Origin of the sequence: Caballeronia sp. EK, assembly GCF_014384845.1 — a bacterium.
GTDB classification, from domain to species: Bacteria; Pseudomonadota; Gammaproteobacteria; order Burkholderiales; family Burkholderiaceae; genus Caballeronia; species Caballeronia jiangsuensis.
The window spans coordinates 15,523-41,615 of record NZ_JACSUE010000031.1 but is presented as its reverse complement, the minus strand read 5'-3'; the positions used below and the strand labels follow the sequence as shown (position 1 = coordinate 41,615).

Genomic DNA, 26,093 nt, shown 5'->3' with positions numbered 1-26,093 from the left:
ACGCAGACCTTCGGGTGGTCCAGGAAGCCAACAACAGGAAAATAGAGTCTAACGCGGGACTTTTTGGGTCGGCGGGTATTACCTACAGATGTCGTTTACGACATTGGTAGGGTAACGACACACAAAGCCGAATGATCGCGCGTCGCGGAGAAGGATTGGCGCGCCCGGCTGGGATCGAACCAGCAACCCCTGCCTTCGGAGGGCAGTACTCTATCCATTGAGCTACGGGCGCATCGGGGAGAGGCCTTGCGTGAGGGAAGCGCCAAAAGACAAACGGCTGCTGCAAGGCCCAACGAATCCGAGAGAATACCTGTTTTCCGTGACTTCGTCCATCGCACGGGGTTGGACGCATCGCGCGAAGCATCACACGATTCGGGTAAACGCCCGCACTGCCGCCACAGCCACCTCGCGCCGACAGTTAAGCGTTCCGTCTATAATCGACCGTGCCTTTCCCCAGGCGCGCCCAAGCGCAATGCGGTAGCTGTCACGCTGTCACTGAACCGACTCACACCAAAAAACGGGAGACGAGACAAGCATGAGCGAAGCACCCCACGGAGCCCCGATCAAGACGCCCGGCCAACTCATCGCCGCGATCATCGCGGGATTCGGCATCCCGGTCGCCATCATCATCCTGCTCGCGGTTTATGTGAACAACTCGACGCGTACCGGCGCGGGCACGGACATCGAGCAGTCGGTGAACGAGCGCATCGCGCCCGCCGCGCAGGTCGATATCCGCGACGCCAACGCGCCGCGCGTCTACAAGTCCGGCGAGGAAGTCTTCAAGGCCGTGTGCTCCGCCTGTCACGCAGCGGGCACCGCTGGCGCACCCAAGTTCGGCGATGCCGGCGCATGGGCGCCACGTATCAGTGAAGGCTACGACACGCTCCTGCACAACGCGCTCAACGGCAAGGGCGCGATGCCCGCACGCGGCGGCACCAGCCCCGACGATTACAGCGACTTCGAAATCGCGCGCGCGGTCGTCTATATGGCCAACGGCAGCGGCGGCAAGCTGGCGGAGCCAGCTCAACCCGCATCGGGTGCGGCGGCGAGCGCGGGCGCATCGGGGGCGGCAGCGGCATCGGGCGCAGCGGCTCCGGCGGGCGCGAGCGCGAATGAGAACGCGCAGGCGGCGGCAGCCGTCGCGGCGCTGGCATCGGTGCCGCAGGCTGCAGCACCGGCAGCGGGCGGCCAAAGCGCGGATGCGGCTCAAGCCGGCAAGGCGCTCTATGAGCAAGTCTGCCAGGCATGTCACGCGGCTGGCGTACTCAACGCGCCGAAGTTCGGCGACAAGGCCGCATGGGCGCCGCGCCTGAAAGAGCCGATGGACACTGTCTACAACTACGCATTGCACGGCAAAGGCGCGATGCCGCCGAAGGGCGGATCGAACGCACCGGATGCGGACGTGAAGGCCGCCGTCGATTACATGGTGAACGCGGCGAAGTAACGTTCCCGCGTGCAATGAAAAAACCCTGCGTCGGTTCAAGCGGCGCAGGGTTTTTCATTTTGAAGCGCGAAGAAAGCGAAAGCGTCAGGTCTTCTGCAACATCGCCTTGAGCATCGCCATCCGGTCTTTCGGCGACAGCGGTTTTTCCTCGGCCGTCGGCGGCGGTGCATCGTCGAGCAGCATCTCGGGGATGAAGCGCGACGGCTCGCACACCACCGTCTCCCGCGCGCGCTTTCTCTTCTTGCACCAGTTCAGATGCAGACTGCGCTGCGCCCGCGTGATCGCGACATACATCAGCCGGCGTTCTTCCTCGATGCGCGAATCGTCGACGGGCGCGTCATCGTCCGAGCTGCCGCGATGCGGCATGATCCCTTCTTCCACGCCCACCAGAAACACGTGCGGATACTCCAGTCCCTTCGACGCATGCACCGTCGACAGCCGCACCGCATCCGGATCTTCTTCCTTGCCTTCGAGCATCGACATTAGCGCGACGGTCTGGATCAGGCCGAGCAGGTTCTTGCCTTCATCGGCGAAACCGTCGGCGGTGTCGTAGCCTGTCTGCTCCGCGCCCGGCGCGGCTTCCGGCTTCGTGCCCTTGCGCTTCAACCATTCGAGAAACTCGAGCACGTTCTGCCACTTCGATTGCGCCTGCCGCTCGTCGTAGGCGTCGTAGAGATACGACTCGTAGTGGATGGCTTCCATCATGTCGTCGAGCACTTCGGTCGCCGGATCGCGCGCCGCACGGTCCGACAGCCGGCGAATCCATTCGCAGAACGTGCGCAGCGGCTCGACCTGCCGCGCCGACAGACGCGCCTCGATGCCGCCCATGAACACCGCCTCGAACAGCGACACCTTCGCCGCGCCCGCGAACGCGCCGAGCGCTTCGAGCGTCGTGTTGCCGACGCCGCGCCGCGGAGTCGTGATCGCGCGGATGAACGCGGGATCGTCGTCGGGATTGGCGATCAGACGCAGATACGCGATGAGATCCTTGATCTCCGCCTTGTCGAAGAACGACTGCCCGCCCGACAGCACATAAGGAATGCGCTCGCGGCGCAGCACCTGCTCGAAGATGCGCGCCTGAAAGTTGCCGCGATAGAGAATGGCGTAGTCGCGAAACTGCGTGCGCCGCTCGAACTTGTGCGCCGATAGCCGGAACACCACGGACTCGGCTTCGTGCTCCTCGTCGTTGCAGCCGGTGACGGTGATCGTGTCGCCCATGCCGTGCTCGGACCACAGCTTCTTCTCGAACAGCTTCGGATTGTTCGCGATGACGTTGTTCGCCGCCGTCAAAATGCGCACCGTCGAGCGATAGTTCTGCTCGAGCTTGACGACGTGCAGCTTCGGAAAATCCTTGCCGAGCTGCGCGAGGTTTTCGAGCGTCGCGCCGCGCCAGCCGTAGATGGCCTGATCGTCGTCGCCGACAGCGGTGAACGCCGCACGCGGGCCGGCGAGCTGCTTCAGCAATTCGTACTGACAGGCGTTGGTGTCCTGATATTCGTCGATCAGCAGATAGCGCAGGCGGTTCTGCCACTTGTCGCGCACCTGCTCGTTCTCGGCAAAAAGCTGCGCGGGACGCAGGATCAGATCGTCGAAATCGAGCGCCTGATACGCGTGCAGCGTCGCCGCGTAGCTGCGAAAGACGATCGCCGCCTGATGCTCGTCCTCGTTATTCGCGAGCACGGACGCCTGATCCGGCGACACCATCGCGTTCTTCCACAGCGAGATGATCGACTGGATCTTGCGGATCAGGCCCTTGTCGGTCGTGCCGAGCTGTTCCTGCACCATGCCGAAGCAGTCGTCCGAATCCATGATCGAGAACTGCGGCTTCAGTCCGACATGTTCCGCTTCCTGCCGCATGATCTGCACGCCGAGCGAGTGGAAGGTGCAGATCGTCAATTGATTGACGGGAATCTTGCGGCCTTCCTTGCCGGGCGTGGTGAGCGTCTTGCCTTCGAGCAGCTTCGCGGTGCGCTCGCGCATTTCGAGCGCGGCCTTGTTCGTGAAAGTGAGCGCGGCGATGTGCTTCGGCTCGAAGCCGCGTCCTTCGATCAGATGCGCGATCTTCTGCGTGATCACGCGCGTCTTGCCGCTGCCCGCGCCGGCGAGGACGAGACAGGGACCATCGAGATAGCGCACGGCTTCGCTTTGCGCGGCGTTCAGACCAGCGGACATCGTTTTGGGCTTTTGGAGTTCGGGCGCGCTTAGCTGAAAACCTGCGCGCGGAGGAGAGCGCGATGTTAACACGATAGCGGCGGCGCGGTTCCGGCCCCTGTTCGTGCCACAATATCCGATCGAATTCACGACAGGACGATGCCCGCATGAGCACAGCACTGAAAGTCGGCGTAATGGGCTACGGCCTCGCCGGCGCGACGTTTCACGCGCCCGTCATCGAGCACTGCGGCCGGGCGGAAGTCACGGCCATCGCGACGAGCCAGGCCGAACGCGCGTCGGCGGATTATCCGAACGCGCAGATCGTTGCGGACTTCGATGCGCTGCTCGCCGTCGACGGCCTCGAATGCGTCGTCGTCGCGACGCCGAACGACACGCACTTCGATCTCGCGCATCGCGCGTTGTCGGCGGGCAAGCATGTGGTCGTCGACAAGCCGGTCACGCTTTCCGCGCGCGACGCCCGTACGCTCGCCGATCTCGCGCAGCAGAAAGGGCTCGTGTTCGCGCCGTTCCACAATCGCCGCTGGGACGGCGATTTCATGACGGTGCGTACGCTTGTCGAAAGCGGGCGGCTCGGGCGCATTACGCATTACGAATCGCATTTCGACCGTTTTCGTCCGAAAGTGCCGCAGCGCTGGCGCGAGGAAGCGGAGCGCGGCGGCGGCTTGCTGTTCGATCTGGGGCCGCATCTGATCGATCAGGCGCTGACGCTCTTCGGCGCGCCGCAGACGGTGACGGGGTTCGTGAAGGCGCATCGCGATCACGCGCACGCGCCGGATTACGTGCATCTCGTGCTCGGTTACGAGGACAAGGAAGTGATCCTGCACGCGAGCGCGCTCGCGGCGCTGGAGCCGCCGCGTTTCGCGATCCACGGCACGCGTGGTAGTTACGTGAAGAACGGGCTCGATACGCAGGAAGATCAATTGCGTTCCGGCATGCGGCCGGGCAATCCGGAGTTCGCGAAGAATCCGCCGGGCGTGCTGCGCGAAGTCGATGGCGATCACGACCTGCGTCATGAATTCGCCACGAAAGATGGCGCGTATGTCGAGTTTTATCGCGCGCTGGCGGCGTCGATTCAGGACGGCAAGCCTTTTCCGGTCTCGCCGCAGGACGCGGTGGATACGATGACGATTATTGAACTGGCGATTCAGAGTGATAGGGAAGGGCGGAGTGTGCCGTTCCAGCGGAACGGCTAAATACCGGCTGACCATGGCAGCGGAGAAGACTAAGAACCTGTGCGCAGAGGGAATGACTGAAATCTCGCCCCTCTCGCGAATCCGTCGACATTTGATTGAGAAAAATCCTAAACGGCTGATTCTTTAGACCTGCCGATGATTTAAAGCTATTATGCTGGTCGCAAGCACTCAGTGTTCTCAAATAGCGGCTATCGTCTGGCACTCTTTGACGAATTTGCTCGAACACTTCGAATGAGCGATATTTAAAAATAGTTTTAACTCAACGATGCGATCTAAGATAGCTCTGATCATCTTGGGCGTGACGGCAGCTTCGAATGCCCATGCCGGCAACTGGTATGTGGCTTTGTTTTCAGACAAGGTCACAATCGCCTTCATGTTGGCGATTATACTTCTGACCCTCTTTTTTGCCTGTATAAAATTCGACAATTTTGCGATTGCGTACGGCCCTGAGATATTAACAACGGTTGGCATTTCCGGCTGCTTCTTGGGCATCGCGATGGCTCTGCTGAAATTCGATCCGACGAATGTCTCGGATAGCGTGCCTCAATTGCTTGATGGAGTAAAAACCGCGTTTTGGGCGTCCGTCTGCGGTGTACTCGGTTCGTTGATTTTACGCGCTCGGCACTTTTTTCAGAAGAAGCCCATTCCCCAATCGGGCGATACGCCGAAATTGGCCACGATTGATGATTTGGTTGTCGCGATTCATACACTGCAGAGAAGTTTGTCCGGCAGTGAAGAGGGCAGTCTGCTAACGCAACTGAAACTCATGAGGCAAGAGCAGGCCGATGAGCTTCGGCTGTTGCGAACCTCGTTTGAAACGTTCTCGCAGCGAATGTCCGAGGACGGATCCAAGGCGCTTATCGCCGCGCTCAAGGAAGTTATAAAAGATTTCAACGCACAGATCAATGATCAATTTGGAGAAGATTTCAAGCACTTAAACGCAGCAGTGGAAAAGCTTGTCGTGTGGCAGCAGCAATATAAGGATGAGCTCGACGACTTACAAGTTCAGCAAAAAAGAGCAGCCGAAGAGTTGGGAGGCGTGGCGCGCTCGCTCGGGGTATTTGTTGACAAAGCTTCGAAATTCACCTCTACGGCGGACGCATTGGAAAGTACGTTGATCAGGCTTTCGTCGCAGCATAAAGCGATTGACGAGTCTCAGCGATCCCTAGCTGAAGTGTTGATACAAATGAAGGATGTCACGCCTCAGTTCGCTCAGAAGATCGATGAAATGTCCGAAGCGATGAAACAGAGTGCTGCAAAAGTGCACTCTGTGGTTGCCGACATCCTGGATAATTTCGGCGTCCAATTTGAAGCTGCGTCGACGGAAATGAAGCAGCTGCTCAGCGAAACGCTACGCAAGTCTCAGACCGAACTCAACGATAGTCTCAGCCGATCAACCGAAGCAATTCGACAAAGCGTTGTCGCGCTCGATAAAGCCCTGCACGAGGAATTATCGAAGAGCTTGCAATCATTAGGTCGGCAGCTTGGGTCACTGTCCGAAAAATTTGTTGCAGACTACACGCCTCTTACCGAGCGTCTGCAGGAACTCGTTCGCTTAGGCAGGGGTTCGTGAAGAATGAAAGAAGAGCGCGGCAACCAAACTTACTGGATTCCGATGGCCGATCTAATGACCGGCTTAATGATGGTATTTTTGCTTTTGACGGCGGCGTTCATGCTTCGAGTCGAGCGGACAACTACTTTGGTCGTAAAGGAATATGAGAAGACCAAGCGCGATATGGAGTTAGCCCTTCAAAGTGAATTCGCAAAAGATCTGAAGCAATGGAATGCCGAAATCTTGGGAGATATGACCATTCGATTCAAAGATCCCGCTGTTCTTTTTACCACGGGATCTGCAGAATTGCGACCTCAATTCAAAGTCGTATTGGCCAAATTTTTCCCTCGCTATCTCGCGCTGCTTACTTCAAGGCAGTACGTCGATGCGGTTAAAGAAATTCGCATCGAAGGCCATACCAGTGCAGTATGGAGCGGAACCACTGATGAGACAATGGCCTACTTCAAAAATATGGAGCTTTCTCAAGCGCGCACGCGCAGCACGCTGGAATTTTTGTTATCGCTGTCGGCGAGCTCGTCGGAAAAAAAATGGTTGATTCAGCATGTGACGGCAAACGGCTTGTCTTCATCGCGTCCGTTGTTATCCGCGGGAAAATTCGTTAATGCCCAACTCAACGATCAACGAGTTGAGTTTCGTATCGTAACGAATGCCAGCGAAAAAATGGATTCGATTGCTAAAGAGCTTCAGCCAAGATGAATCGAGAATTACCAGATTTTTTAAAGTGGGAGTCGTTCAATTCCCTTCGTGAACGCATGGAGGCGCCACTCATCGGTCCGTTTGGCCCGAAGTGGCAAGCCGCTGGAATCAAGATTCCTTTGTTCGATCAACTCCAGAATGGTGGCGTAGATGTAGGAGCAGATCAATTTAGCGAACTACGCGATGGTACGCTGGAGTACAGTGGGTACCGAGTTTTGATCTATATTCGAGACATTTCCGTCATTAACGGAGAAGAGACGTTACCCCGCTATCATCTCGCATATTGTCGAACGCTCGAGAATATGAAAAGGGCGAATCGATTCGGAAGATACGTGGTATCAAATGCGGAAACCGGGATGTTTCATGTGAACATCATCAACGGGGATGGCTGTTCCACGCGTCGGGAGATGGTTCCATTGAAGGTGTGTCAGAACTGCCTTGACCGAATTGGCTGGAACGGCTTCAAAATAAACATGCGGCACGATGACAGACGTGAATCGGTGAACGGTTTCAAATTGTCTGATTTTTTCAAGCAATATCCTCGTGATCTGTTGAGCAAAGATTCGGCTCAACCAGCCGCAACAGCGCCCTTGAATACGTATCCCTTTGATTGGCAGCGGATCTCAGAAGAAATCAGGCGAAAGCGAAAATATAAGTGCGAGCGATGCAACCGTGAACTCGATCAGTCAGCTTCACGGTTCCTTCATGTTCACCATCGCAATGGACTTAAACATGACAATCGCGAGGAAAATCTTGAAGTTCTTTGTGTTCGTTGTCACGCGGAGGAACCGATGCACGGCCAAGTCAGGCGCTTGCCCGAGTATCAGGATTTCGATAGGGAATACGGCGATCGATACTGATGAGTCACGAGGTGGGCCTTTTTTCGGGCAAGTGGGCAAGTTAGCAGCGGGCCTCGTTGAGGTGCATTCACAGTCTCGGACCGAACAAGGTAGCAACAGTAACGCAGTTTTTAATGCAATCAGACGCGCCCGAATCCGTTTGACAACCCCAATTCGGTCGCGTAAATTCTGCCGCACGCGTCGGGAGAGCGCGTGGTCTCGTTCATGCAGCGAAGACCGCGCCGCCGAAGGGGCACACCCGCAAACTCTCAGGCAAAAGGACCGACTGCGTCGAGGAATCCGTTTCCTCGCACTCTGGAGAGCGGCAGCGGCTTCAGCATGAAGCTAGTTGCCCACCGAAGGGGCGCGCGATGAACCATCAGTCACGCTGATGGTTCGCGCAATCTCTCAGGTACCGAGGACAGAGGGGTCACGCATCGCAACCGCTTCGCGGCATGCGCCTTGCGCGCTGCATCAGGCAGCACGAAGGCGCATCCAGCCAGGCGAAATGTGCGCTGCGTGGCCTTTTTTGTTTCGCGAACCGAGGCCCCGATGACCGAACTTCAACACACGCCCCTGCACGCCGCCCACCTCGCGCTCAACGCGCGCATGGTCGATTTCGGCGGCTGGGACATGCCCGTCAACTACGGTTCGCAGATCGACGAGCATCGCGCGGTGCGCACCGACGCCGGCATGTTCGACGTGTCGCACATGCGCGTCGTCGATTTCGAGGGCGACGCCGTCCGCGAATTCTTCAAGCACGCAATCGCCAATAACGTCGACAAGCTCACGACGCCGGGCAAGGCGCTCTACTCGTGCCTGCTCAACGGCAACGGCGGCGTGATCGACGATCTGATCGTCTACTACTTCTCCGAAACGAATTTCCGCGTCGTGGTGAACGCTGGCACGGCGGAGAAGGACATCGCCTGGTTCGAGCAGTTGAACGCCGAAGGCAAATTCAATCTTTCGATCACACCGCGCCGCGATCTCGCGATCATCGCCGTGCAAGGCCCGAACGCGCGCGAAAAGACCTGGCAAGTGCTGCCGGACACGCGCGCGCAAACTCAGGACATCAAGCCGTTCAACGCGGCCGTTTTCCCGTCGACGCAATATGGCGAATTGATGCTCGCGCGCACCGGCTACACCGGCGAGGACGGTTTCGAGATCGTCGTTCCGGCGACGCAGGTCGAGGCATTGTGGAACGCGCTCGCCGCCGTGGGCGTGAAGCCCGCAGGCCTCGGCGCGCGCGACACGCTGCGCCTCGAAGCCGGCATGAATCTGTACGGCCAGGACATGGACGAGAACGTCTCGCCGCTCGACGCAGGCCTCGCATGGACCGTCGATCTGAAAACGGAACGCGATTTCGTCGGCCGCAACGCGCTCGAAGCGAACGGCTCGAAGGCGAATTTCGTCGGGCTCGTGCTGATCAAGGAAAACGGCAAGGCGGGCGGCGTGCTGCGCGCGCATCAGAAAGTCGTCACGCAACACGGCGACGGCGAGATCACGAGCGGCACCTTTTCGCCGTCGATGCAGGAATCCATCGCGTTCGCGCGCGTGCCGACGGGCGTTGCCGTCGGGGATACGGTGCAGGTCGTCATCCGCGACAAGCAACTTCCGGCGCGCGTGGTAAAACTTCCGTTCGTGCGCAATGGCCGAGTGTTGGTCGAGCTTTCATAACGCCGTCGCGCCCGTTCCCTCCGATCAAGAAACTCACGAAAGAACCACGCAAGGAGCATCCAATGAGCATCCCGGCCGATCTGAAATACACCGAATCGCACGAATGGGTCCGCACCGAATCCGATGGCACGCTGACCATCGGCATCACCGATCACGCGCAGGAAGCGCTCGGTGACATCGTCTTCGTCGAACTGCCCGCGGCGGGCAAGACCGTTACGGCCGGCGATGCGATCGCCGTCATCGAATCGGTGAAGGCGGCATCCGACATTTACGCGCCGGTTTCGGGCGAGATCGTCGAATCGAACGACGCGCTCACCTCGGCGCCCGATCAGGTGAACGGCGCGCCGTACGAAAGCTGGCTCTTCAAGATCAAGCCGGCGGGCGACGCCGGTCTGGACAAGCTGCTCGACGCCGAAGGCTACGGCAAGTCGATTGGCGAATAACTCATCTCAATGACGATTGCGGCTCGACGGAGAGCCGCAATCGCAGGACAAAACATGAAGCTCGAACACCCGGATCGCCTGATGAACCGCACCTCCCTGTCACTCGCCGCGCTCGAATGCCACGACGCATTCGCCGAGCGGCACATCGGCCCCGATGACGCGGACCAGCGCGCAATGCTCGATGCGCTCGGTTTCGCGTCGCGCGCGGCCTTCATCGACGCGGTGATTCCTGAATCGATCCGCCGCAAGGAAACGCTGCCGCTCGGCGCGTTCACGCAGCCGAAGAGCGAGGCGGAAGCGCTCGCGTCGCTGCGCAAGCTGGCGGACGAGAATCTGGTGTTTCGAACCTGGATCGGACAGGGTTACTACGGCACGCACACGCCGGCGGTGATCCTGCGCAACGTGCTCGAAAATCCGGCGTGGTACACGGCTTACACGCCGTATCAGCCGGAGATTTCGCAAGGGCGTCTCGAAGCGCTGCTCAATTTCCAGCAGATGGTGATGGACCTGACGGGCCTCGCGATGGCGAACGCCTCGCTGCTCGACGAAGCCACCGCCGCAGCCGAAGCGATGACGCTTCTGCAACGCGTCGGCAAGCCGAAATCGAACGTGTTCTACGTCGCTGACGACGTGCTGCCGCAGACCATCGAAGTGGTGCAGACGCGCGCGAAGCCCGCGGGCATCGAGGTGAAGGTCGGTCCGGCCGCGGATGCCGCGAGTGCGAACGCGTTCGGCGTGCTGCTGCAATATCCCGGCGCGAATGGCGATGTGCGCGACTATCGCGCGCTCGCGGAAGCAATCCACGCGGCGGGCGGCCATGTCGTCGCGGCGGCGGATCTGCTCGCGCTAACGCTCATCACGCCGCCGGGCGAATGGGGCGCGGATGTCGCGATCGGCAATACGCAGCGTTTCGGCGTGCCGGTCGGCTTCGGCGGCCCGCACGCTGCTTACATGGCCGTGCGCGACGAATTCAAGCGCCAGATGCCGGGGCGTCTCGTCGGCGTGACCGTCGATGCGCAGGGCAACTCCGCGCTGCGCCTCGCGCTGCAAACGCGCGAACAGCATATTCGCCGCGAGAAGGCGACGTCGAATGTCTGCACGGCGCAAGCGCTGCTCGCGATCATGGCCAGCATGTATGCCGTCTATCACGGCCCGCGCGGCCTGAAGACAATCGCGTCGCGCGTGAACCGCGTGGCGTCCATCTTCGCGGCGGGCGTGAAGAAGCTCGGCTACACGATCGCCAACGACACGTTCTTCGACACGATCACGATCGACAGCGGCGCGAGCACGACCGCGCTGCATCAGGCTGCTTACGCCGCGCATGTCAATCTGCGCCACGTGAGCGCGACGCAAGTCGGCGTATCGGTCGATGAAACCACCACGCGCGACGATCTGCTCAAGCTCTTCGCGTTGTTCGCCGAAGTCGCGGGCAAGACCGAAACGTTCGATATCGACGCGCTCGATCAGGCCGCTGCCGATTCGCTGCCTGCCGAACTGCATCGCACGAGCGATTACCTCACGCATCCGGTCTTCAACCGCCATCACTCCGAACATGAAATGCTGCGCTATCTGCGCAGCCTCGCCGACAAGGATCTCGCGCTCGACCGCACGATGATCCCGCTCGGTTCCTGCACGATGAAGCTCAACGCGACATCGGAAATGCTGCCCGTCACGTGGCCCGAATTCGCGCAGATTCACCCGTTCGCGCCCGCGGAGCAGACGCTCGGCTATCGCACGATGATCGATCAGCTCGAACAGATGCTGGTCGCATGCACGGGTTACGCGGCCGTCTCGCTGCAGCCGAACGCCGGCTCGCAAGGCGAATATGCGGGCCTGCTGATCATCCACGCGTATCACGAATCGCGCGGCGAGGGGCATCGTAACGTGTGCCTGATTCCGGCGTCCGCGCACGGCACGAATCCGGCGTCGGCGCAGATGGCGGGCATGCAGGTCGTCGTCGTGGCGTGCGATGCGAACGGCAATGTCGATATCGAAGATCTGAAGGCGAAGGCCGGGAAGCATTCCGCGAACCTCGCGGCGATCATGATCACGTATCCGTCGACGCACGGCGTGTTCGAGCGCAACGTTCGCGAGATTTGCGACATCGTGCATTCGCACGGCGGCCAGGTGTATGTCGATGGCGCGAACATGAACGCGATGGTCGGCCTGTGCGCGCCGGGCCAGTTCGGCGGCGACGTGTCGCACCTGAACCTGCACAAGACGTTCTGCATTCCGCACGGCGGTGGCGGGCCGGGCGTCGGTCCGGTCGCGGTCGGTGCGCATCTGGCGAAGTTCCTGCCGAATCAGGCATCGACCGGATACAAGCGCGATGACGCGGGCATCGGCGCGGTGTCGTCGGCCCCTTACGGCTCGGCCGCGATCCTGCCGATCTCGTGGATGTACATCGCGATGATGGGCGCGCAAGGGCTCACCGCCGCCACCGAAAGCGCGATTCTCGCCGCGAACTATGTCGCGAAGCGCCTCGCGCCGCACTATCCGGTGCTGTACAGCGGCGCGGGCGGACTCGTCGCGCACGAATGCATTCTCGATGTACGGCCGATCAAGGAATCGAGCGGCATCTCGGTGGAAGACGTGGCGAAGCGTCTGATCGACTACGGTTTCCACGCGCCGACGATGAGCTTCCCCGTGCCCGGCACGCTGATGGTCGAGCCGACGGAATCGGAATCGAAGGAAGAGCTCGACCGCTTCATCGACGCGATGATCGCGATCCGCGAGGAGATTCGCGCGGTGGAAGAAGGCCGCGCCGATCGCGAAGACAACGTGCTGAAGAACGCGCCGCACACGGCGGCGGTCGTCACTGCGGACGACTGGACGCACAAGTACACGCGCGAAGCGGCGGCGTATCCGGTGAAGTCGCTGGTGGCGCGCAAGTACTGGTCGCCGGTGGGTCGCGCGGACAACGCGTATGGCGATCGCAATCTGATGTGCTCGTGCGTGCCGGTATCGGAATACGCGGACGAGTAAGGTTTCGCGCAGAACCTGAGAGAAAGCGCCGCCCGAAAGCGTAAAGCATTGTCGGGCGGTTTTGCGGCGCGTTCCAGAACAGCTAACATCTCACCCCGGACCAAAAAGCCAAACCAGGGAGTTCACATGGCGTTCAAGGTGCGAGTGGTGAAAGGGACGATCCGCGCGCGCGGGGTGCGAGCGATGTTGGCGGCGATGCTCATCGTCGCGTCGTCCGCGCAGGCCGCGATGAATTTCTGCGCCGCGCCCGCGATGCAGACGAGCGAGCGCACCAATGCCGATCCCGGCGTGAAGGCGCTGGTGAAGATGGTGCAGTCGCACGTGAACGATCAGCCGAAGGCGCGCGCGAAACTGCACACCGAAGGCACGCTGCCGCACGAGGGCATCTACGACGAGAGCGTCGAAGCGGAGAAAGACCTCGGTCTGATGCGCGACGCCGCACTCGCGTGGCGCGCGACGGGTGACGAGCGCTATCTGCGGCTCGTCGACCGCTTCCTGCTCGCATGGACGACGACCTATCAGCCGAGCTTCAATCCGATCGACGAGACGAATTTCGAATCGCTGATCCTCGCATACGACCTCACGGCAAGCGCGTTGCCGGTCAGGACGCGCAACACGGCGAACGCGTTCATCACGAAAATGGTGACCGGCTACATCGCCGATATGGACAAGCAGCCCCGGCCGCTCACGGGCAATTACCGGAACAACTGGCAGAGCCATCGCGTGAAGCTGGTGGCGATGGGCGCGTTCACGATCGACGACCGCAAGCTCATCAACGCGGCGCAGCGGCTGTTCGTCGAGCATATCGGCGACAACATCGCGCCGGATGGATCGACGGTCGATTTCGCCGAACGCGATGCGCTCCGCTACGTGACATACGATCTTCAGCCGCTCGTGACGGCGGCGCTCGCCGCGCGGCGGCACAATCGCAACTGGCTGCCGGAACGCGCGCAGTCGGGCGCGACGCTCGCCGAAGCGCTCAACTGGCTCACGCCTTACGCGCTCGGCACGAAGACGCACGATGAATTCGTGAAGTCGTCCGTGCCGTTCGACGCCAAGCGTCGCGAGGCGGGCTTGCCGGGATTTTCGGGTCAATGGGACCCGAAGAACTCGGCGGAACTCTTTCATCTGGCGGCGCGGCTCGACGGCCGCTACGCGCCGGTCGCGCTGCGGCTCGCGCCGACACCGCCCGCGTGGCTCGCGGTGTGTCTGCCGCTGCCCGCGCGCTAACTCTTACAGGCAGGAGCAGTCATGGCAGTCAGCGTATTCGACCTCTTCAAGATCGGCATCGGACCTTCGAGCTCGCACACCGTGGGACCGATGCGCGCCGCGTTGATGTTCGCGCAAGGGCTCGAGCGCGATGAGCTGCTGGAATCGACCGCATCCGTTAAATGCGAGCTGTACGGCTCGCTCGGCGCGACGGGCAAGGGCCACGGCACGGACCGCGGCGTGATGCTCGGCCTGATGGGCGACGCGCCCGATACCGTCGATGCATCGGGCATCGTTCCCCGGCTCGAAACCGTGCGCACGTCGAAGACGCTCGCGTTGCTGGACAAGCGCAAGATTCCGTTCACGATCAAGGAGAACATCGCGTTCTATCGGCAGGCGCTGCCGGAGCATCCGAATGGCATGAAGCTCTACGCATTCGACGCGAACGGCGCGTTGCTGCGCGAAGCGACGTATCTGTCGGTGGGCGGCGGTTTCGTCGTGACGGCGGGCGCGGCGAACACGGCGGTGCTGACGGCGCACGAGCACTTGCCGTATCCGTTTCACACCGGCGACGAGTTGATGAAGATGTGCGCGGAATCGGGCAAATCGATCGCGCAGTTGATGTGGGAAAACGAGCGCGTGTGGCGCAGCGAAGACGAGATTCGCGCCGGGCTTCTGCGCATCTGGGACGTGATGCAGGATTGCGTCGCGCGGGGGTGCGGCATCGGCAATCCGGCGGCGGAAGGACACTTGCCGGGGCCGTTTCAGGTGAAGCGACGCGCGCCGCAGCTGTACAGGGCGCTCACGGGCAAGCCGGAGCAGGCGCTGCGCGATCCGCTTTCCATGATCGACTGGATCAATCTCTACGCGATCGCGGTGAATGAAGAGAATGCGATCGGCGGGCGCGTCGTCACGGCGCCGACCAATGGCGCGGCGGGGATCATTCCGGCAGTGCTGCATTACTACGACCGGTTCGTGCCGGGCTCGAACACGCAGGGCGTCGTCGATTTTCTGCTGACGGCGGCCGCCATCGGCATTCTGTACAAGATGAACGCTTCCATCTCCGGCGCGGAAGTCGGGTGTCAGGGCGAAGTCGGTGTCGCGTGTTCGATGGCGGCGGGTGCGTTGGCTGCGGTGCTCGGTGGAACGCCGGCGCAGGTGGAAAACGCGGCCGAGATCGGGATGGAGCATAACCTCGGGCTGACTTGCGATCCGGTCGGCGGGATGGTGCAGATTCCGTGCATCGAGCGCAATGCGATGGGTTCCGTGAAAGCCGTCAACGCCGCGCGTATGGCGATGCGCGGCGACGGGTCTCACTATGTTTCGCTCGATTCGGTCATCAAGACGATGAGGGAGACTGGCGCGGATATGAAGACCAAATATAAGGAAACGTCGCGCGGCGGGTTGGCGGTGAATATTGTGGAGTGTTGAGGAATCCTGCCTTCGAGCAGGCGTCATCTCGGCGACTGAAACATTCGTTGGATGGCGCTCGAAGCGCGGAATGAAGCAGTTAGCATCGGTAGAACAAGAACGACTCTACCGATCGCGATCTCGATCTCGAACCCATGCGCTCGGTAGGAATACCTGAGAGCATCGCATTGGAACCGAAGGAACTTGCTGCGCACAGAAACATGCGCAAGACGTTGAGCGGCGCATTGCAATTCAAGCCAATGAACAAGACGAAGTGGCCTAAGCCGTTCAACAGAATGGCGCGGCCACGCGTTCATGCTACTGAGCTCACTCGCGTCTCCGACGATCACTCCGTGCTTTTCATGTGGCGCGATGGAGACGAGCTCGAAGATCGCTCATTCTATGGGCATCTGGTTTGCGTGTTGCCGCGCGGCGATCTGTACCCGCTGCTCGAATTTCACTATCACCCGAGTCACAAGGGCTTGCATTGCAAAATGCCTTGTCAGACTGCCTTGGATTACCGGAATCGCTTGCTGCCCGGAGCGCCCGAGCTTAACCTGAAAACTTCGAGACGTTTCGATCCGCGTATGTCTGAAGATCGTGCCGCGCTGATCGTCCTGTTCTGCGAGACGGCGGGCATATCGATTTCAAACGAACAATACGGGCAAGGCGACTTGTTGTGCTGACGGACATTCTCAAGCGAACGATTTGCACGCTGTTCGAGGTGCACGACGACAGCAATGGCGTGCAGCGCATCGTCACGCCTCTGCAGTATCCCGGAACGGGAGATCACGTCATTGTCCGCATTCGCCCTCGCGACGACGGATGGGTCATAGACGAAAACGGCGAAGCCTGCTTTTCCGCGAGCATGGCGGGCGGCGACGTCGAATCCGGCATCGTCGAGCATTGGGCTAAAGAACACGCGCGACTCAGCCCGGCGCGACTGTGTGAAGACGAGGTGATTCGCGCGACGACCACCGACGAGCGGTTTCTCGTGCCGTACGTGTTTCGCGTGGCCGAAGCAGCCCAGCAGCTTTACGCCGTCGCGACCTCGCGGCCCGAACGCCAGTCGAGCAGCGATTTCAAGGAACGGCTGACTCGTATCATCGCCGACATAGCCGACGAGTTCGGTCTCGGACACCGCTCCGAAGTCGAACTGCCGATTTCGGGCGGCTTGATTGCGGATCACGTGATCGAGACACCCACGCCGTCGATCATCATCGCCGCGACCAGCGCGAACCGGTTGCTCCAGGGTGAACTCATACACATGCAGTATCGCGCCATGCACATGCCAGGACATGTGCTTGCCATTGCGGAAAATCAGCAGGCAGTAGGCAAGACCGAGTTCGAGCGTGCGAACTATTACACGTGGAAGACCGTCGTCTTCGATGCGCGGAACCTTCGGAGTCTGATCGGTTCAGTGCTTCACTGACGCGGGGCAGTGATTCTTGTAATCACGCCCCAATCAAATTCACCACCTTCACATTCCTGGTATCCGGCACTTCCGCATAAGACAGCACCTTCAACTGCGGCAGACTTCTGCGCAGAAACCTCGCCAGCATCGCCCGCAGCGAATGCTGCACGAGCAACACCGGCGGCAAGCCCAGATTCTGCTGACGCATGATCGCGTTCTGCGTCGAGTTCATCAGCGTCTGCGCGAGGCCCGGTTCGAGCCCGGGATTCGTCCCCGTCGACAAAGCCTGCGACAAGACACGTTCCAGCGTCGGATCGAGGCCCATCACCTGCAAATCGTCGGCGCCCGGATACCACTGCTGCGTGATCGCGCGGCCGAGCGCGAGACGCACCGCCGCCGTGAGATCGTACGGATCGGACATGCGCGGCGCGTGCTCCTGCAATGCGTCGAGGATCGTGCGCATATCGCGGATCGGCACGCTTTCGTCGAGCAGGTTCTGCAACACCTTCTGCAGCGTCGTGAGCGACAGCACCTTCGGCACCAGATCGTCCGTGAGCGACGGCGTGTCCTTGCCGATGCGCTCCAGCAGCGCCTGCACTTCCTGACGCCCGAGCAACTCGGCCGCGTGCGTCACCACGAGATGATTCAAATGCGTCGCGACGACCGTGCTCGCATCGACGACCGTGTAGCCGTAGACCTGAGCCTGCTCGCGCAGATTCGTGTCGATCCACACCGCCGGCAGGCCGAACGCCGGATCCTGCGTCTGCGCGCCCGGCAGCGCGGCCGACACCTGACCCGGATTGATCGCGAGCCATTGACCCGGGAAAGCTTCGCCCACACCGACCTCGACGCCCTTCAGCGCAATGCGATAGCCATTCGGCCGAAGTTCGAGATTGTCGCGAATATGAATGACCGGCGGCAGAAACCCGATTTCCTGCGCGAACTTCTTGCGAATGCCCTTGATGCGCTTGAGCAGTTCACCGTCGCTGTTGCGATCGACGAGCGGAATCAGCCGATAGCCCACTTCCAGCCCGAGCGGATCGATGAGCGATACATCTTCCCAGCTCGCTTCCGCATTCTCCGCCGACGCAGCCGCCGCGCTCGCAGTGAGCGGCGTGACATCGGTGACGGCGCCCGCTTTCTTCTTCGCTTCGGCGCGCTTGTTCATCGAGCGCGCGGCGTAGATGAGACCGCCGCCGAGCAGCATGAACGCGAAGTGCGGCATGCCCGGAATCAGACCCATGATGCCGATGATCACGCCCGTGATCATCAGCACGCGCGGATTCTGGAACAACTGGCCGGTCAGCTGCGTTCCGATGTCCTCTTCGGTCGCGACGCGCGAGACGATCACGCCCGCCGCCGTCGAGATGATGAGCGACGGAATCTGCGCGACCAGGCCATCGCCGATGGTCAGCAGCGTGTAGTTGGTCGCCGCGTGCGCGAAGTCCATGTCGTGCTGGAGCATGCCGACGATCAGCCCGCCCACCACGTTGATCACCATGATCAAAAGGCCGGCGATCGCATCGCCGCGCACGAACTTGCTCGCACCGTCCATCGAGCCGTAGAACTCGGCTTCCTGCGCCACGCCCTGGCGGCGCTTCTTCGCGGTTTCTTCGTTGATGAGGCCCGCGTTCAGATCCGCGTCGATGGCCATCTGCTTGCCGGGCATCGCGTCGAGGGTGAAGCGCGCGCCCACTTCCGCGATCCGCCCCGCGCCCTTCGTGATCACCATGAAGTTGATGATCATCAGAATCACGAACACGACGATACCGACCGCGAAGTTCCCGCCGACGAGAAAGTGCCCGAACGATTCGATCACCTGACCCGCGGCATCCGGGCCGGTGTGGCCTTCGAGCAGCACGATACGCGTCGACGCGACGTTCAGCGACAGGCGCAGCAACGTCGAGAACAGCAGCACGCTCGGGAACGCCGCGAAGTCGAGCGGCTTTTGCGTGTACATGCTGACGAGCAGCACCATCACCGCCAGCGCGATGTTGAAGGTGAACAGCAAATCGAGCAGGAACGCCGGCAAGGGCAGAATCATCATGCCCAGGATCATGCAGATCAGGATCGGGCCGGCGAGGGCTCGCAAGTTCTGCGTGCCCAGCGCGTCGGGCCGTTTGGCGAAAAATCCAGCGCGCGCGTTCATGCGGCGGCTCCATTGTCAGTGTTGTCGCCAGCCAGAGCCTCTGCGGCTTCCTGATCGGCGTCGGCGTCGGATACGCCGCCTTTGTCGAGTTCCTTCGGCACGTCGAGATCGGACGGTTCGTCCGGCTTCACGCCGCCATCTTCCTTGTACCGCTTGAGCTGGTACACCCACGCCAGCACCTGCGCCACCGCGCCGTAGAGCGCGCCCGGAATCTCGCGATTGATCTCTACGTTGTGATACAGCGCGCGCGCCAGCGGAGGCGCTTCGAGCAGCGGCACGTTGTGCTCGCGGCCCAATTCGCGGATGCGCCCCGCCACCAGATTCACGCCCTTCGCGACGACCTTCGGCGCGCGCATCTGGCCATCGGCGTACTTCAGCGCGACGGCGAAGTGCGTCGGGTTCGTGACGATCACGTCGGCGGTCGGAATCGCCTGCATCATGCGGCGGCGGGCGGCCGCGCGCTGTTGTGCGCGAATCTTGCCCTTGATGTGCGGATCGCCTTCGCTTTCCTTGTGCTCGCGCTTCACTTCTTCCTTCGTCATGCGCAGCTTCTTCGCGTGCGAGTAGAGCTGATACGGCACGTCGACGGCCGCGACGAGAAAGAGCCCGCCGATCGCCATGCCGCAGCACACGAAGATCAGGTGCATGGCATCGGCGAGCGCGAGATCGAGCGGCTTCGTGAGTAGACCGAGCACTTCGGCCTTGCGGCTCCAGATCGCCGAGCCCGCCATGCCGCCGACGACGATCGTCTTCAGCATCGACATGCCGAGCTGAACCGGCCCTTGCACCGAGAAAATCTTGCCGAGGCCGCTGATCGGATTCAGACGGCCGAAGTTCGGCGCGAGCGGCTTCGTCGTGATGAGCCAGCCGCCGAGCGCCATCGGCGCGGCGAGCGCGGCGAAACCCGTCAGCAGCAGAACCGGGAGCACCGCGAACAACCCTTCCTTGCCCGCGTTCGCCGCGCCGATCATCATCTGGCGCGAGTCGAGCACGGTCGCGTGATCGAAGGTGAATGCGCCGCGCAGAATCGACTGCAAATGCTGACTGATCGGCCCCGACAAACCCCACACGCCGAAAAATCCCGCCGCCAGCAGCGCGAACGACGCGAGTTCCCGCGAACGCGCAACCTGGCCTTCCTCCCGCGCCTTTTCCAGGCGCTTGGGAGTGGCTGATTCGGTTTTTTCGAGATCGCTTTCTTCTGCCACCGGGCCTTACTCCGTTGCTTCCATCGTTTGCACATGCGAGCGGCGCGAAGCCGCTTTTGGATGAAAGCGATTATTGCGGAAGGCGTCGAGCGGCCATCGGCGGATAAAGCCGGGGAAAAGGGGGTTATTCGGTAGATGAAAGCGCGGGAAACGAAAGCGGCGCGTGCCTCGCGAGAAGCACGCGCCGTTCGGAATGCGGAAAACGGTGATCAGGCGCCGGGCACGCGGCCATCCGGGCCGTAGAAGCCGCTCTTCGACGGCGCAACCTGCAACGCGGCGAGCGCCTTGCGGTTGTATTCCATGCGCGTGCGGATCAGGACGCCGTTGTTGTTGTTGCCTTGTTTCGCGCGACGCGCGGCCGCGGTCAAGAGCGCCCATTGCGCGGCGATCGCGGGGTCGTCCGCGGCGGCTGCTTCCATGCCGACGAAGCCGCCGGGGAAACCGAGCGCGTTCAACTGCTCGTCGCGCGCCTTTTCGAGCGCGGAGATGCGCTCGGTGAGCGCGGTCTTGTGCTCGATGATTCCAGGCAGCGCCGGCAGCGGTTGCGCCGCGATCAGCGCTTTTTCCTCATCGACGAGGAGGGATTCGAAGGCCAGAACAGCGGCGACTTCTTCGGTGACAGTGGCAAGCAGGGCGTCTCTCATTGCATCGCTCGAATAGCGGTTTCACAAAAGCCGCCGGTGCCATGAACGTCGCTTGCCGCCGCGCGCCTGTTTCTCGCAAGGCGCGGCCGGGTCACTGCGTTCAGCCGCCGGTCGGCGGGGTTCTCGTTTGCAGCAGATCGCGAGCGGTGCTCAGAATGCCGTCGGCGATCTTGCTCGTGTCCATCTTCAGGCTGCCGTCGCGGATCGCGGCCTTGATCGACTCGACTTTCGCCGTGTCGATGTCCGAGCTGTTCGATGCGCGCAGGTCCGTCGACAGCGACGACAGGCTCACTGTCGAATTCTTCGCCGTGCTCGTGCCCGATTGCTGCACGGTGCTCGCGGCGCCCTTCGCGTCGTTTTGCGACGCGCGTTGCAGGTTGTCTTGAAGGCCTGCCAGTGTGGTGTTGCTAGTCGTATCGATCTTCACGATGTCCATTCCCGAACGTGTTGAGTCCTTTAACGGCGAGGGAGCTTGAAAACTTTACCCTGCCGATGGAACCGCAACTGCCGTTCGGCGCGCTCATCGCCCTCAAAGCCTTGTCGAGCGGGCATTCAGCGCATTTGAAACAAAATGAAACAAGCGTGGGGAACCGAACATAAGCCCGCTTCAGAGGGCGATTTCCACCGTCTGACTGTCCTTCAATATGCCGGTGATGATCTGGCCGCCGGCAGTTTTTACACGTACTTGCTGGCCGGGCGCCGCGTTGTTCATCGCGGTGCCTTCGGCCGAAATCGAAAAGCCCGAGCCGCCCGCGACCACGTGCACGTTCTGGCCGATCGCCACCGAGCTTGCCGCGCGCAGCATGTCGGTGCGCAGCGGCAGGCCCGCGGGCACGCGCGACAGCGCGACCGCGCCGACGGCCTGCGCCGGATCGGTGACGATGGCCTGCGGCATCGCGGTGATGTCGCCGTCGCGGGCGACCAGATCGGCGTTGCTCAGCACTTCGCCCGGCGCGATGGCGCGCGCGGCCGTATAGAAAGTGGCGTTGATCGACACGCGCGCCTGCACGTAGAGCGTCCACGGGCGCTCGCCGACGCAGCGCACGCCGACGGTCATGCGGCCCCAGAGGCGCGCGCCGGTCGGCATGAACGGATCGAGCGCGGAGCAGGCGGCGAGGCCGCGCGGGAAAACGGGCGTGACGGTGATCTCGACCTTGCCCGGCAAGCCGGCAGCCTGCTGCTGCAGAAAATTGAGCGCGGCGACGCGGATCGATTCGCCATCCTGCATCGTCGTGGCGGGCGCGCCTGGCGCTTGCGGCAACGCGACGGCGACGGGCGTGGTTGCTGCGGCCGATGGATTGAAGCTCACGCGTCTCATCGGCGAAGCGGCGCCGGCGACGGGCGTCGCGGGACTCGCCGCGACGGGTTTTGCATTCGTGGCGCGAGCAACGCCATCGTCGCGCGTCACGACGACAGGCATCACATCGCGCGATGCGGAAAGCGCGGGCGCCTTCACGAGCGCGGGCGCCGGAGCAACGGACGCACGCGCGGGCTTCGCTTCGCTCGGTCCGGGAATCACGATCATGCCGCTCGCATCGTTCATCGATTCATCGGCGGCGTCGGCGCGGGCGTCGAGTTCGAGCGCGGCGTTGCGCATCGCGGCGTCGGCGGCTTTCGTCGCGGCGCGATAGCCGCTCGCACGCGCGATTTCAGACGCGGGCATCGCCGCGACGGGAGCCGATGCGCGCGAAACGGGCGCATTCAGGCTCTTCGCCATATCGGCCGCCGCGGCCGGATTGGTCTCGGCGTTGCCCGGAATGACGATCGGGCCGTCGCTCTGCTCGGCATGCGCGAGCAGAGCGACGCCCATGAAAAGGGATGCGCCCAGCGTGCGGCGCGCGAACGTCGCTGCGACGCGAGCCGTGGGGTTCGATGCACGCTGCGCGGACCTGCTCATCAACTTTCTCCGTACCTGTTCCGATCGAGCCGCGAAAACATGCGGCAACTTCCAACGAAACGAATTCTAGATATCGGCGGGCGCGGGCAAGCGTCGAATAGAGGCCCCGTTTCCCGGTTATTCGTCGGATTAGTTCTTGCGCGCCGCTCCTAAGATTCGTGTCATGCAAAAAGGCCTCGGCGCTGCCGACAGGAGAAACCGCAATGCTAGACAGACTCGACAAGGAATTCGCTTTTGGCCGTGAGGCGCTCGATGTACGCGCGTATCGGCAGGAATTGCTGTCGTCGAATATCGCCAACGCCGACACGCCCGGCTACAAGGCGCGCGACGTCGATTTCTCGAGCGCGCTCGCGGGTGCGCTCAAGCAGGGCGGCGGCGCGACGAACAACTCGACGCTGAAGATGGCGCAGCCCGTCAGCGTGAGCGTGAGCGGCGGCCTGGCCGCGACGGCCAAAGGCCACATGAGCGGCACGTCGACGCTTTCGGCATCGGGCGGTTCGAGCGACGACTACGGCAAGCTCGCCTATCGCGTGCCGAACCAGCCGTCGCTCGATGGCAACACGGTCGACCTCGACGCCGAGCGCGTGCAGTTCGCGGACAACGCGCTGCACTTCGAGGCGGGCATGACGGTGCTGTCGTCGCAGATCAAGTCGATGCTCTCGGCGATCACATCGAACAGTTAAGGAACAGCGATGCCCTCTTTGATGAACATCTTCAACGTCGCCGGCTCGGCGATGTCCGCTCAGGCGCAGCGCCTGAACGTCACCGCGTCGAACCTCGCGAACGCGGACAGCACGACCGGCCCGGACGGCCAGCCGTACAAGGCGAAGCAGGTCGTGTTCGCGGTCGATCCGCTCGGCGGCGCGCGCACCGCGTCGGGCCAGCAGGTCGGCGGCGTGCAGGTGACCGGCGTGATCGACGATCCGAGCCCGATGAAAACCAGCTACGACCCGACCAACCCGGCGGCGAACGCGGACGGCTACGTGACGCTGCCCAACGTCGATCCGGTGCAGGAGATGGTCAACATGATTTCCGCGTCGCGTTCCTATCAGGCGAACGTCGAGACGCTCAATACCGCCAAGCAATTGATGCTCAAGACTTTGACCATCGGAACCTGATCGAGAAACTTAAGGAACACCACGTGAGCTCCTCCAGCACCACTATCGGCAGCAACGGCACGACCGTCTCGCAGACGCTGCTCGACACCATGAACGGCGCGTCGTCGTCGGGTTCGTCGACGTCATCCACGTCGGGCACGTCGGCGCAGGATCTGCAGAACACTTTCCTCACGCTGCTCGTGACGCAGTTGAAGAACCAGGACCCGACCAATCCCGCCGACAGCTCGCAGATGACCTCGCAGCTCGCGCAAATCAACACGGTGTCGGGCATCGGCCAGTTGAACACGTCGCTGTCCTCGCTCGCGACGCAGCTTTCCGCCGGCCAGCAGACGCAGGCCGCGCTGCTCATCGGCTCGAGCGTGCTCTCGGCGGGCAACGGCGTGACCGTGTCGAAGGGCGCGTCGTCGAGCTTCGGCGTGCAACTGGCGAGCGACGTGAGCGACCTGCAGATCGTCGTGAAGAACTCGTCGGGCCAGATCGTCAACACGCTCGATCTCGGCGCGCAGGGCGCAGGCGTCGTCCCGGTGACGGGCTGGACGCCGGTCGATTCGAAGGGCGCCACGCTCGCCGACGGCAGCTACACGATCACCGCGCAAGGCACGATCAACGGCCAGCAGGCGACCGCGACGACGCTGTCGGCTTCGCAGGTGCAAAGCGTCGTGCAGATGTCGGGCGGTGCGCCGGGTCTCAAGCTCTCGAACGGCTCGACGGTTGCGCTGACGGGCGTCGCTTCGATCCTCTGATTCCACATTCATTTTGGACGAGCGTGGTCTCGTCACGGAGAAACATCAAATGAGTTACCAACAAGCACTGAGCGGTCTGGGCGCTGCATCGAGCGATCTCGACGTGATCGGCAACAACATCGCGAACGCGAACACGGTCGGCTTCAAGCAAGGCTCGGCGCAATTCGCCGACATGTACGCGAGCTCGATGGCCACGGCCGTCAGCAACCAGATCGGCATCGGCACGCGCCTGTCCGAAGTGCAGCAGCAGTTTTCGCAAGGCACGATCACCACGACCAATCAGGCGCTCGACGTCGCGATCAACGGCAACGGTTTCTATCAGTTGTCGAACAACGGCTCGGTCGTGTACTCGCGCAACGGCGTGTTCCATCTCGACAACAACGGCAACATCGTCAATTCGTCGGGCCTGCAACTGATGGGCTACGCGGCGGATTCGAGCGGCGTCGTCAACAGCGCGAGCACGGTGCCGCTCACGGTGCCGACGGCGAATATCGCGCCGACCGCGACGAAGAAGATCACCGCCGCGTTCAACCTGAACTCGCAGGACGACGTCAAGGCAGCCGCCGACTTCGACCCGACCAACGGCAACACCTACAACGCGTCGACGTCTGTCGATGCCTACGACTCGGTCGGCGGCACGCAGAAGGTGTCGGTGTACTTCACGAAGTCCGGCACGAACTCGTGGGAAGCATTCGCGGGCTACGGCGATCCGGTTTCGCAAAAGACGGATCTCGGCCCCGTCACGTTCGATTCGTCGGGCAACCTGACCTCGGGCAAGACGTTCTCGTTCACGATCCCCGACGGCGCGAGCGCGACGGCCGGCGCGACCCAGACGCTGACGCTCGATCTCTCCGGCACGACGCAGTACGGCGCGAAGAGCGGCCTCACGAACCTGCATCAGGACGGCAACAGCACGGGCGAACTGACGGGCTTCACGGTCGGCAGCGACGGCATGCTGACGGGCAACTACTCGAACGGCGAAACCAAGGCGCTCGGCCAGATCGCCGTCGCCAACTTCAACAACCAGAACGGTTTGCAGAACCTCGGCGGCAACGTGTACGCGCAGACGGCGGCTTCGGGCGCGGCGCAGGTTTCCGTGCCGGGCTCGACCAACCACGGCACGCTGCAGGGCGGCGCGGTGGAGAACTCGAACGTGGACCTGACGAGCGAGCTCGTGAATCTGATCACCGCGCAGCGCAACTATCAGGCGAACGCGCAGACGATCAAGACACAGCAGACCGTCGATCAGACGCTGATCAATCTGTAAGCATCGGTCGCACGC

Annotated in this window: 22 protein-coding genes, 1 tRNA gene and 2 riboswitches; of the genes, 16 read left to right on the top strand and 7 right to left on the bottom strand. The window is 61.9% G+C overall.

The genetic code is table 11. From position 1 onward, the window contains the following. Window positions 1-156: 156 nt before the first annotated feature. Window positions 157-232: transfer RNA gene (locus tag IAG25_RS39355), tRNA-Arg, on the bottom strand. Window positions 233-535: 303 nt separating this feature from the next. Between IAG25_RS39355 and IAG25_RS39350 the strand changes: the two genes are divergently transcribed. After that, the gene (locus IAG25_RS39350) at window positions 536-1,444 is read left to right on the top strand and encodes a c-type cytochrome (RefSeq protein WP_187609667.1); all 909 of its coding nucleotides are present in this window, start codon (window positions 536-538) and stop codon (window positions 1,442-1,444) included. A gap of 84 nt (window positions 1,445-1,528) precedes the next feature. Here the strand turns inward: IAG25_RS39350 and IAG25_RS39345 are convergent, their stop codons facing one another. Next, window positions 1,529-3,616 carry a UvrD-helicase domain-containing protein gene (locus tag IAG25_RS39345; RefSeq protein ID WP_187609666.1) on the bottom strand — a complete coding sequence of 696 codons (2,088 nt, stop codon included), beginning with the start codon at window positions 3,614-3,616 and terminating at the stop codon, window positions 1,529-1,531. 146 nt (window positions 3,617-3,762) lie between these two features. Between IAG25_RS39345 and IAG25_RS39340 the strand changes: the two genes are divergently transcribed. The 11 genes from IAG25_RS39340 to IAG25_RS39290 all read left to right on the top strand — a co-directional run bounded on the left by IAG25_RS39340 (window position 3,763) and on the right by IAG25_RS39290 (window position 17,073). Beyond that, entirely contained in the window at window positions 3,763-4,809 is a 1,047-nt protein-coding gene (locus IAG25_RS39340) for an oxidoreductase (protein ID WP_187609665.1), read from the top strand. Between the two features lie 298 nt (window positions 4,810-5,107). Next, on the top strand, window positions 5,108-6,382 hold the full coding sequence (locus IAG25_RS39335; protein ID WP_309244020.1) for a hypothetical protein: 1,275 nt from the start codon (window positions 5,108-5,110) through the stop codon (window positions 6,380-6,382). Between the two features lie 3 nt (window positions 6,383-6,385). Continuing rightward, entirely contained in the window at window positions 6,386-7,078 is a 693-nt protein-coding gene (locus tag IAG25_RS39330; protein ID WP_187609663.1) for an OmpA/MotB family protein, read from the top strand. After that, complete coding sequence (locus IAG25_RS39325) at window positions 7,075-7,938, top strand: HNH endonuclease (protein ID WP_187609662.1); 864 nt, start codon at window positions 7,075-7,077, stop codon at window positions 7,936-7,938. Before IAG25_RS39330 ends, IAG25_RS39325 begins: the two co-directional genes overlap by 4 nt. Before the next feature lie 171 nt (window positions 7,939-8,109). After that, a riboswitch (glycine riboswitch) is annotated at window positions 8,110-8,212 on the top strand. 10 nt (window positions 8,213-8,222) lie between these two features. Continuing rightward, window positions 8,223-8,352, top strand: a riboswitch (glycine riboswitch). A gap of 117 nt (window positions 8,353-8,469) precedes the next feature. Next, window positions 8,470-9,594, top strand: coding sequence for a glycine cleavage system aminomethyltransferase GcvT (gene gcvT, locus IAG25_RS39320; protein WP_187609661.1), 1,125 nt, complete (start codon window positions 8,470-8,472; stop codon window positions 9,592-9,594). 62 nt (window positions 9,595-9,656) lie between these two features. Continuing rightward, the gene (gene gcvH, locus IAG25_RS39315) at window positions 9,657-10,037 is read left to right on the top strand and encodes a glycine cleavage system protein GcvH (protein WP_035499312.1); all 381 of its coding nucleotides are present in this window, start codon (window positions 9,657-9,659) and stop codon (window positions 10,035-10,037) included. 54 nt (window positions 10,038-10,091) lie between these two features. Further along, window positions 10,092-13,022, top strand: coding sequence for an aminomethyl-transferring glycine dehydrogenase (gene gcvP / locus IAG25_RS39310; protein WP_187609660.1), 2,931 nt, complete (start codon window positions 10,092-10,094; stop codon window positions 13,020-13,022). Between the two features lie 126 nt (window positions 13,023-13,148). Continuing rightward, complete coding sequence (locus IAG25_RS39305; protein WP_187609659.1) at window positions 13,149-14,252, top strand: alginate lyase family protein; 1,104 nt, start codon at window positions 13,149-13,151, stop codon at window positions 14,250-14,252. Between the two features lie 21 nt (window positions 14,253-14,273). Beyond that, complete coding sequence (locus IAG25_RS39300; RefSeq protein ID WP_187609658.1) at window positions 14,274-15,662, top strand: L-serine ammonia-lyase; 1,389 nt, start codon at window positions 14,274-14,276, stop codon at window positions 15,660-15,662. Window positions 15,663-15,862: 200 nt separating this feature from the next. Continuing rightward, on the top strand, window positions 15,863-16,327 hold the full coding sequence (locus IAG25_RS39295) for a hypothetical protein (protein WP_255504322.1): 465 nt from the start codon (window positions 15,863-15,865) through the stop codon (window positions 16,325-16,327). After that, on the top strand, window positions 16,321-17,073 hold the full coding sequence (locus tag IAG25_RS39290; protein ID WP_187609657.1) for a hypothetical protein: 753 nt from the start codon (window positions 16,321-16,323) through the stop codon (window positions 17,071-17,073). Before IAG25_RS39295 ends, IAG25_RS39290 begins: the two co-directional genes overlap by 7 nt. Window positions 17,074-17,095: 22 nt before the next feature. On the opposite strand, the gene flhA is transcribed toward IAG25_RS39290, so the two are convergent. The 5 genes from flhA to flgA all read right to left on the bottom strand — a co-directional run bounded on the left by flhA (window position 17,096) and on the right by flgA (window position 22,950). Beyond that, window positions 17,096-19,204 (bottom strand): flagellar biosynthesis protein FlhA, encoded by a 2,109-nt coding sequence (flhA, locus tag IAG25_RS39285; RefSeq protein ID WP_187609656.1) that lies wholly within the window; start codon window positions 19,202-19,204, stop codon window positions 17,096-17,098. Further along, window positions 19,201-20,409, bottom strand: coding sequence for a flagellar biosynthesis protein FlhB (gene flhB / locus IAG25_RS39280; RefSeq protein ID WP_187609655.1), 1,209 nt, complete (start codon window positions 20,407-20,409; stop codon window positions 19,201-19,203). The genes flhA and flhB overlap by 4 nt, the downstream gene beginning before the upstream one ends. Window positions 20,410-20,618: 209 nt before the next feature. Beyond that, the gene (locus IAG25_RS39275) at window positions 20,619-21,053 is read right to left on the bottom strand and encodes a flagella synthesis protein FlgN (protein WP_187609654.1); all 435 of its coding nucleotides are present in this window, start codon (window positions 21,051-21,053) and stop codon (window positions 20,619-20,621) included. A 100-nt stretch (window positions 21,054-21,153) separates the two neighbouring features. Continuing rightward, window positions 21,154-21,480, bottom strand: coding sequence for a flagellar biosynthesis anti-sigma factor FlgM (gene flgM, locus IAG25_RS39270; RefSeq protein WP_035499547.1), 327 nt, complete (start codon window positions 21,478-21,480; stop codon window positions 21,154-21,156). A 180-nt stretch (window positions 21,481-21,660) separates the two neighbouring features. Continuing rightward, window positions 21,661-22,950 (bottom strand): flagellar basal body P-ring formation chaperone FlgA, encoded by a 1,290-nt coding sequence (gene flgA, locus IAG25_RS39265; protein ID WP_187609653.1) that lies wholly within the window; start codon window positions 22,948-22,950, stop codon window positions 21,661-21,663. Window positions 22,951-23,153: 203 nt separating this feature from the next. On the opposite strand from flgA, the gene flgB reads away from it, so the two are divergent. From flgB to flgE, 4 genes are read left to right on the top strand one after another with little or no spacing between them, the layout of a single operon-like run. Next, window positions 23,154-23,633, top strand: a complete 480-nt coding sequence (gene flgB, locus IAG25_RS39260) for a flagellar basal body rod protein FlgB (RefSeq protein ID WP_187609652.1) — start codon at window positions 23,154-23,156, stop codon at window positions 23,631-23,633. A 9-nt stretch (window positions 23,634-23,642) separates the two neighbouring features. Next, on the top strand, window positions 23,643-24,068 hold the full coding sequence (gene flgC / locus IAG25_RS39255; RefSeq protein WP_187609651.1) for a flagellar basal body rod protein FlgC: 426 nt from the start codon (window positions 23,643-23,645) through the stop codon (window positions 24,066-24,068). A 23-nt stretch (window positions 24,069-24,091) separates the two neighbouring features. After that, window positions 24,092-24,811 carry a flagellar hook assembly protein FlgD gene (locus IAG25_RS39250; RefSeq protein WP_187609650.1) on the top strand — a complete coding sequence of 240 codons (720 nt, stop codon included), beginning with the start codon at window positions 24,092-24,094 and terminating at the stop codon, window positions 24,809-24,811. Between the two features lie 49 nt (window positions 24,812-24,860). Next, on the top strand, window positions 24,861-26,078 hold the full coding sequence (gene flgE, locus IAG25_RS39245) for a flagellar hook protein FlgE (protein ID WP_187609649.1): 1,218 nt from the start codon (window positions 24,861-24,863) through the stop codon (window positions 26,076-26,078). The last annotated feature ends 15 nt before the right edge of the window (window positions 26,079-26,093 follow it).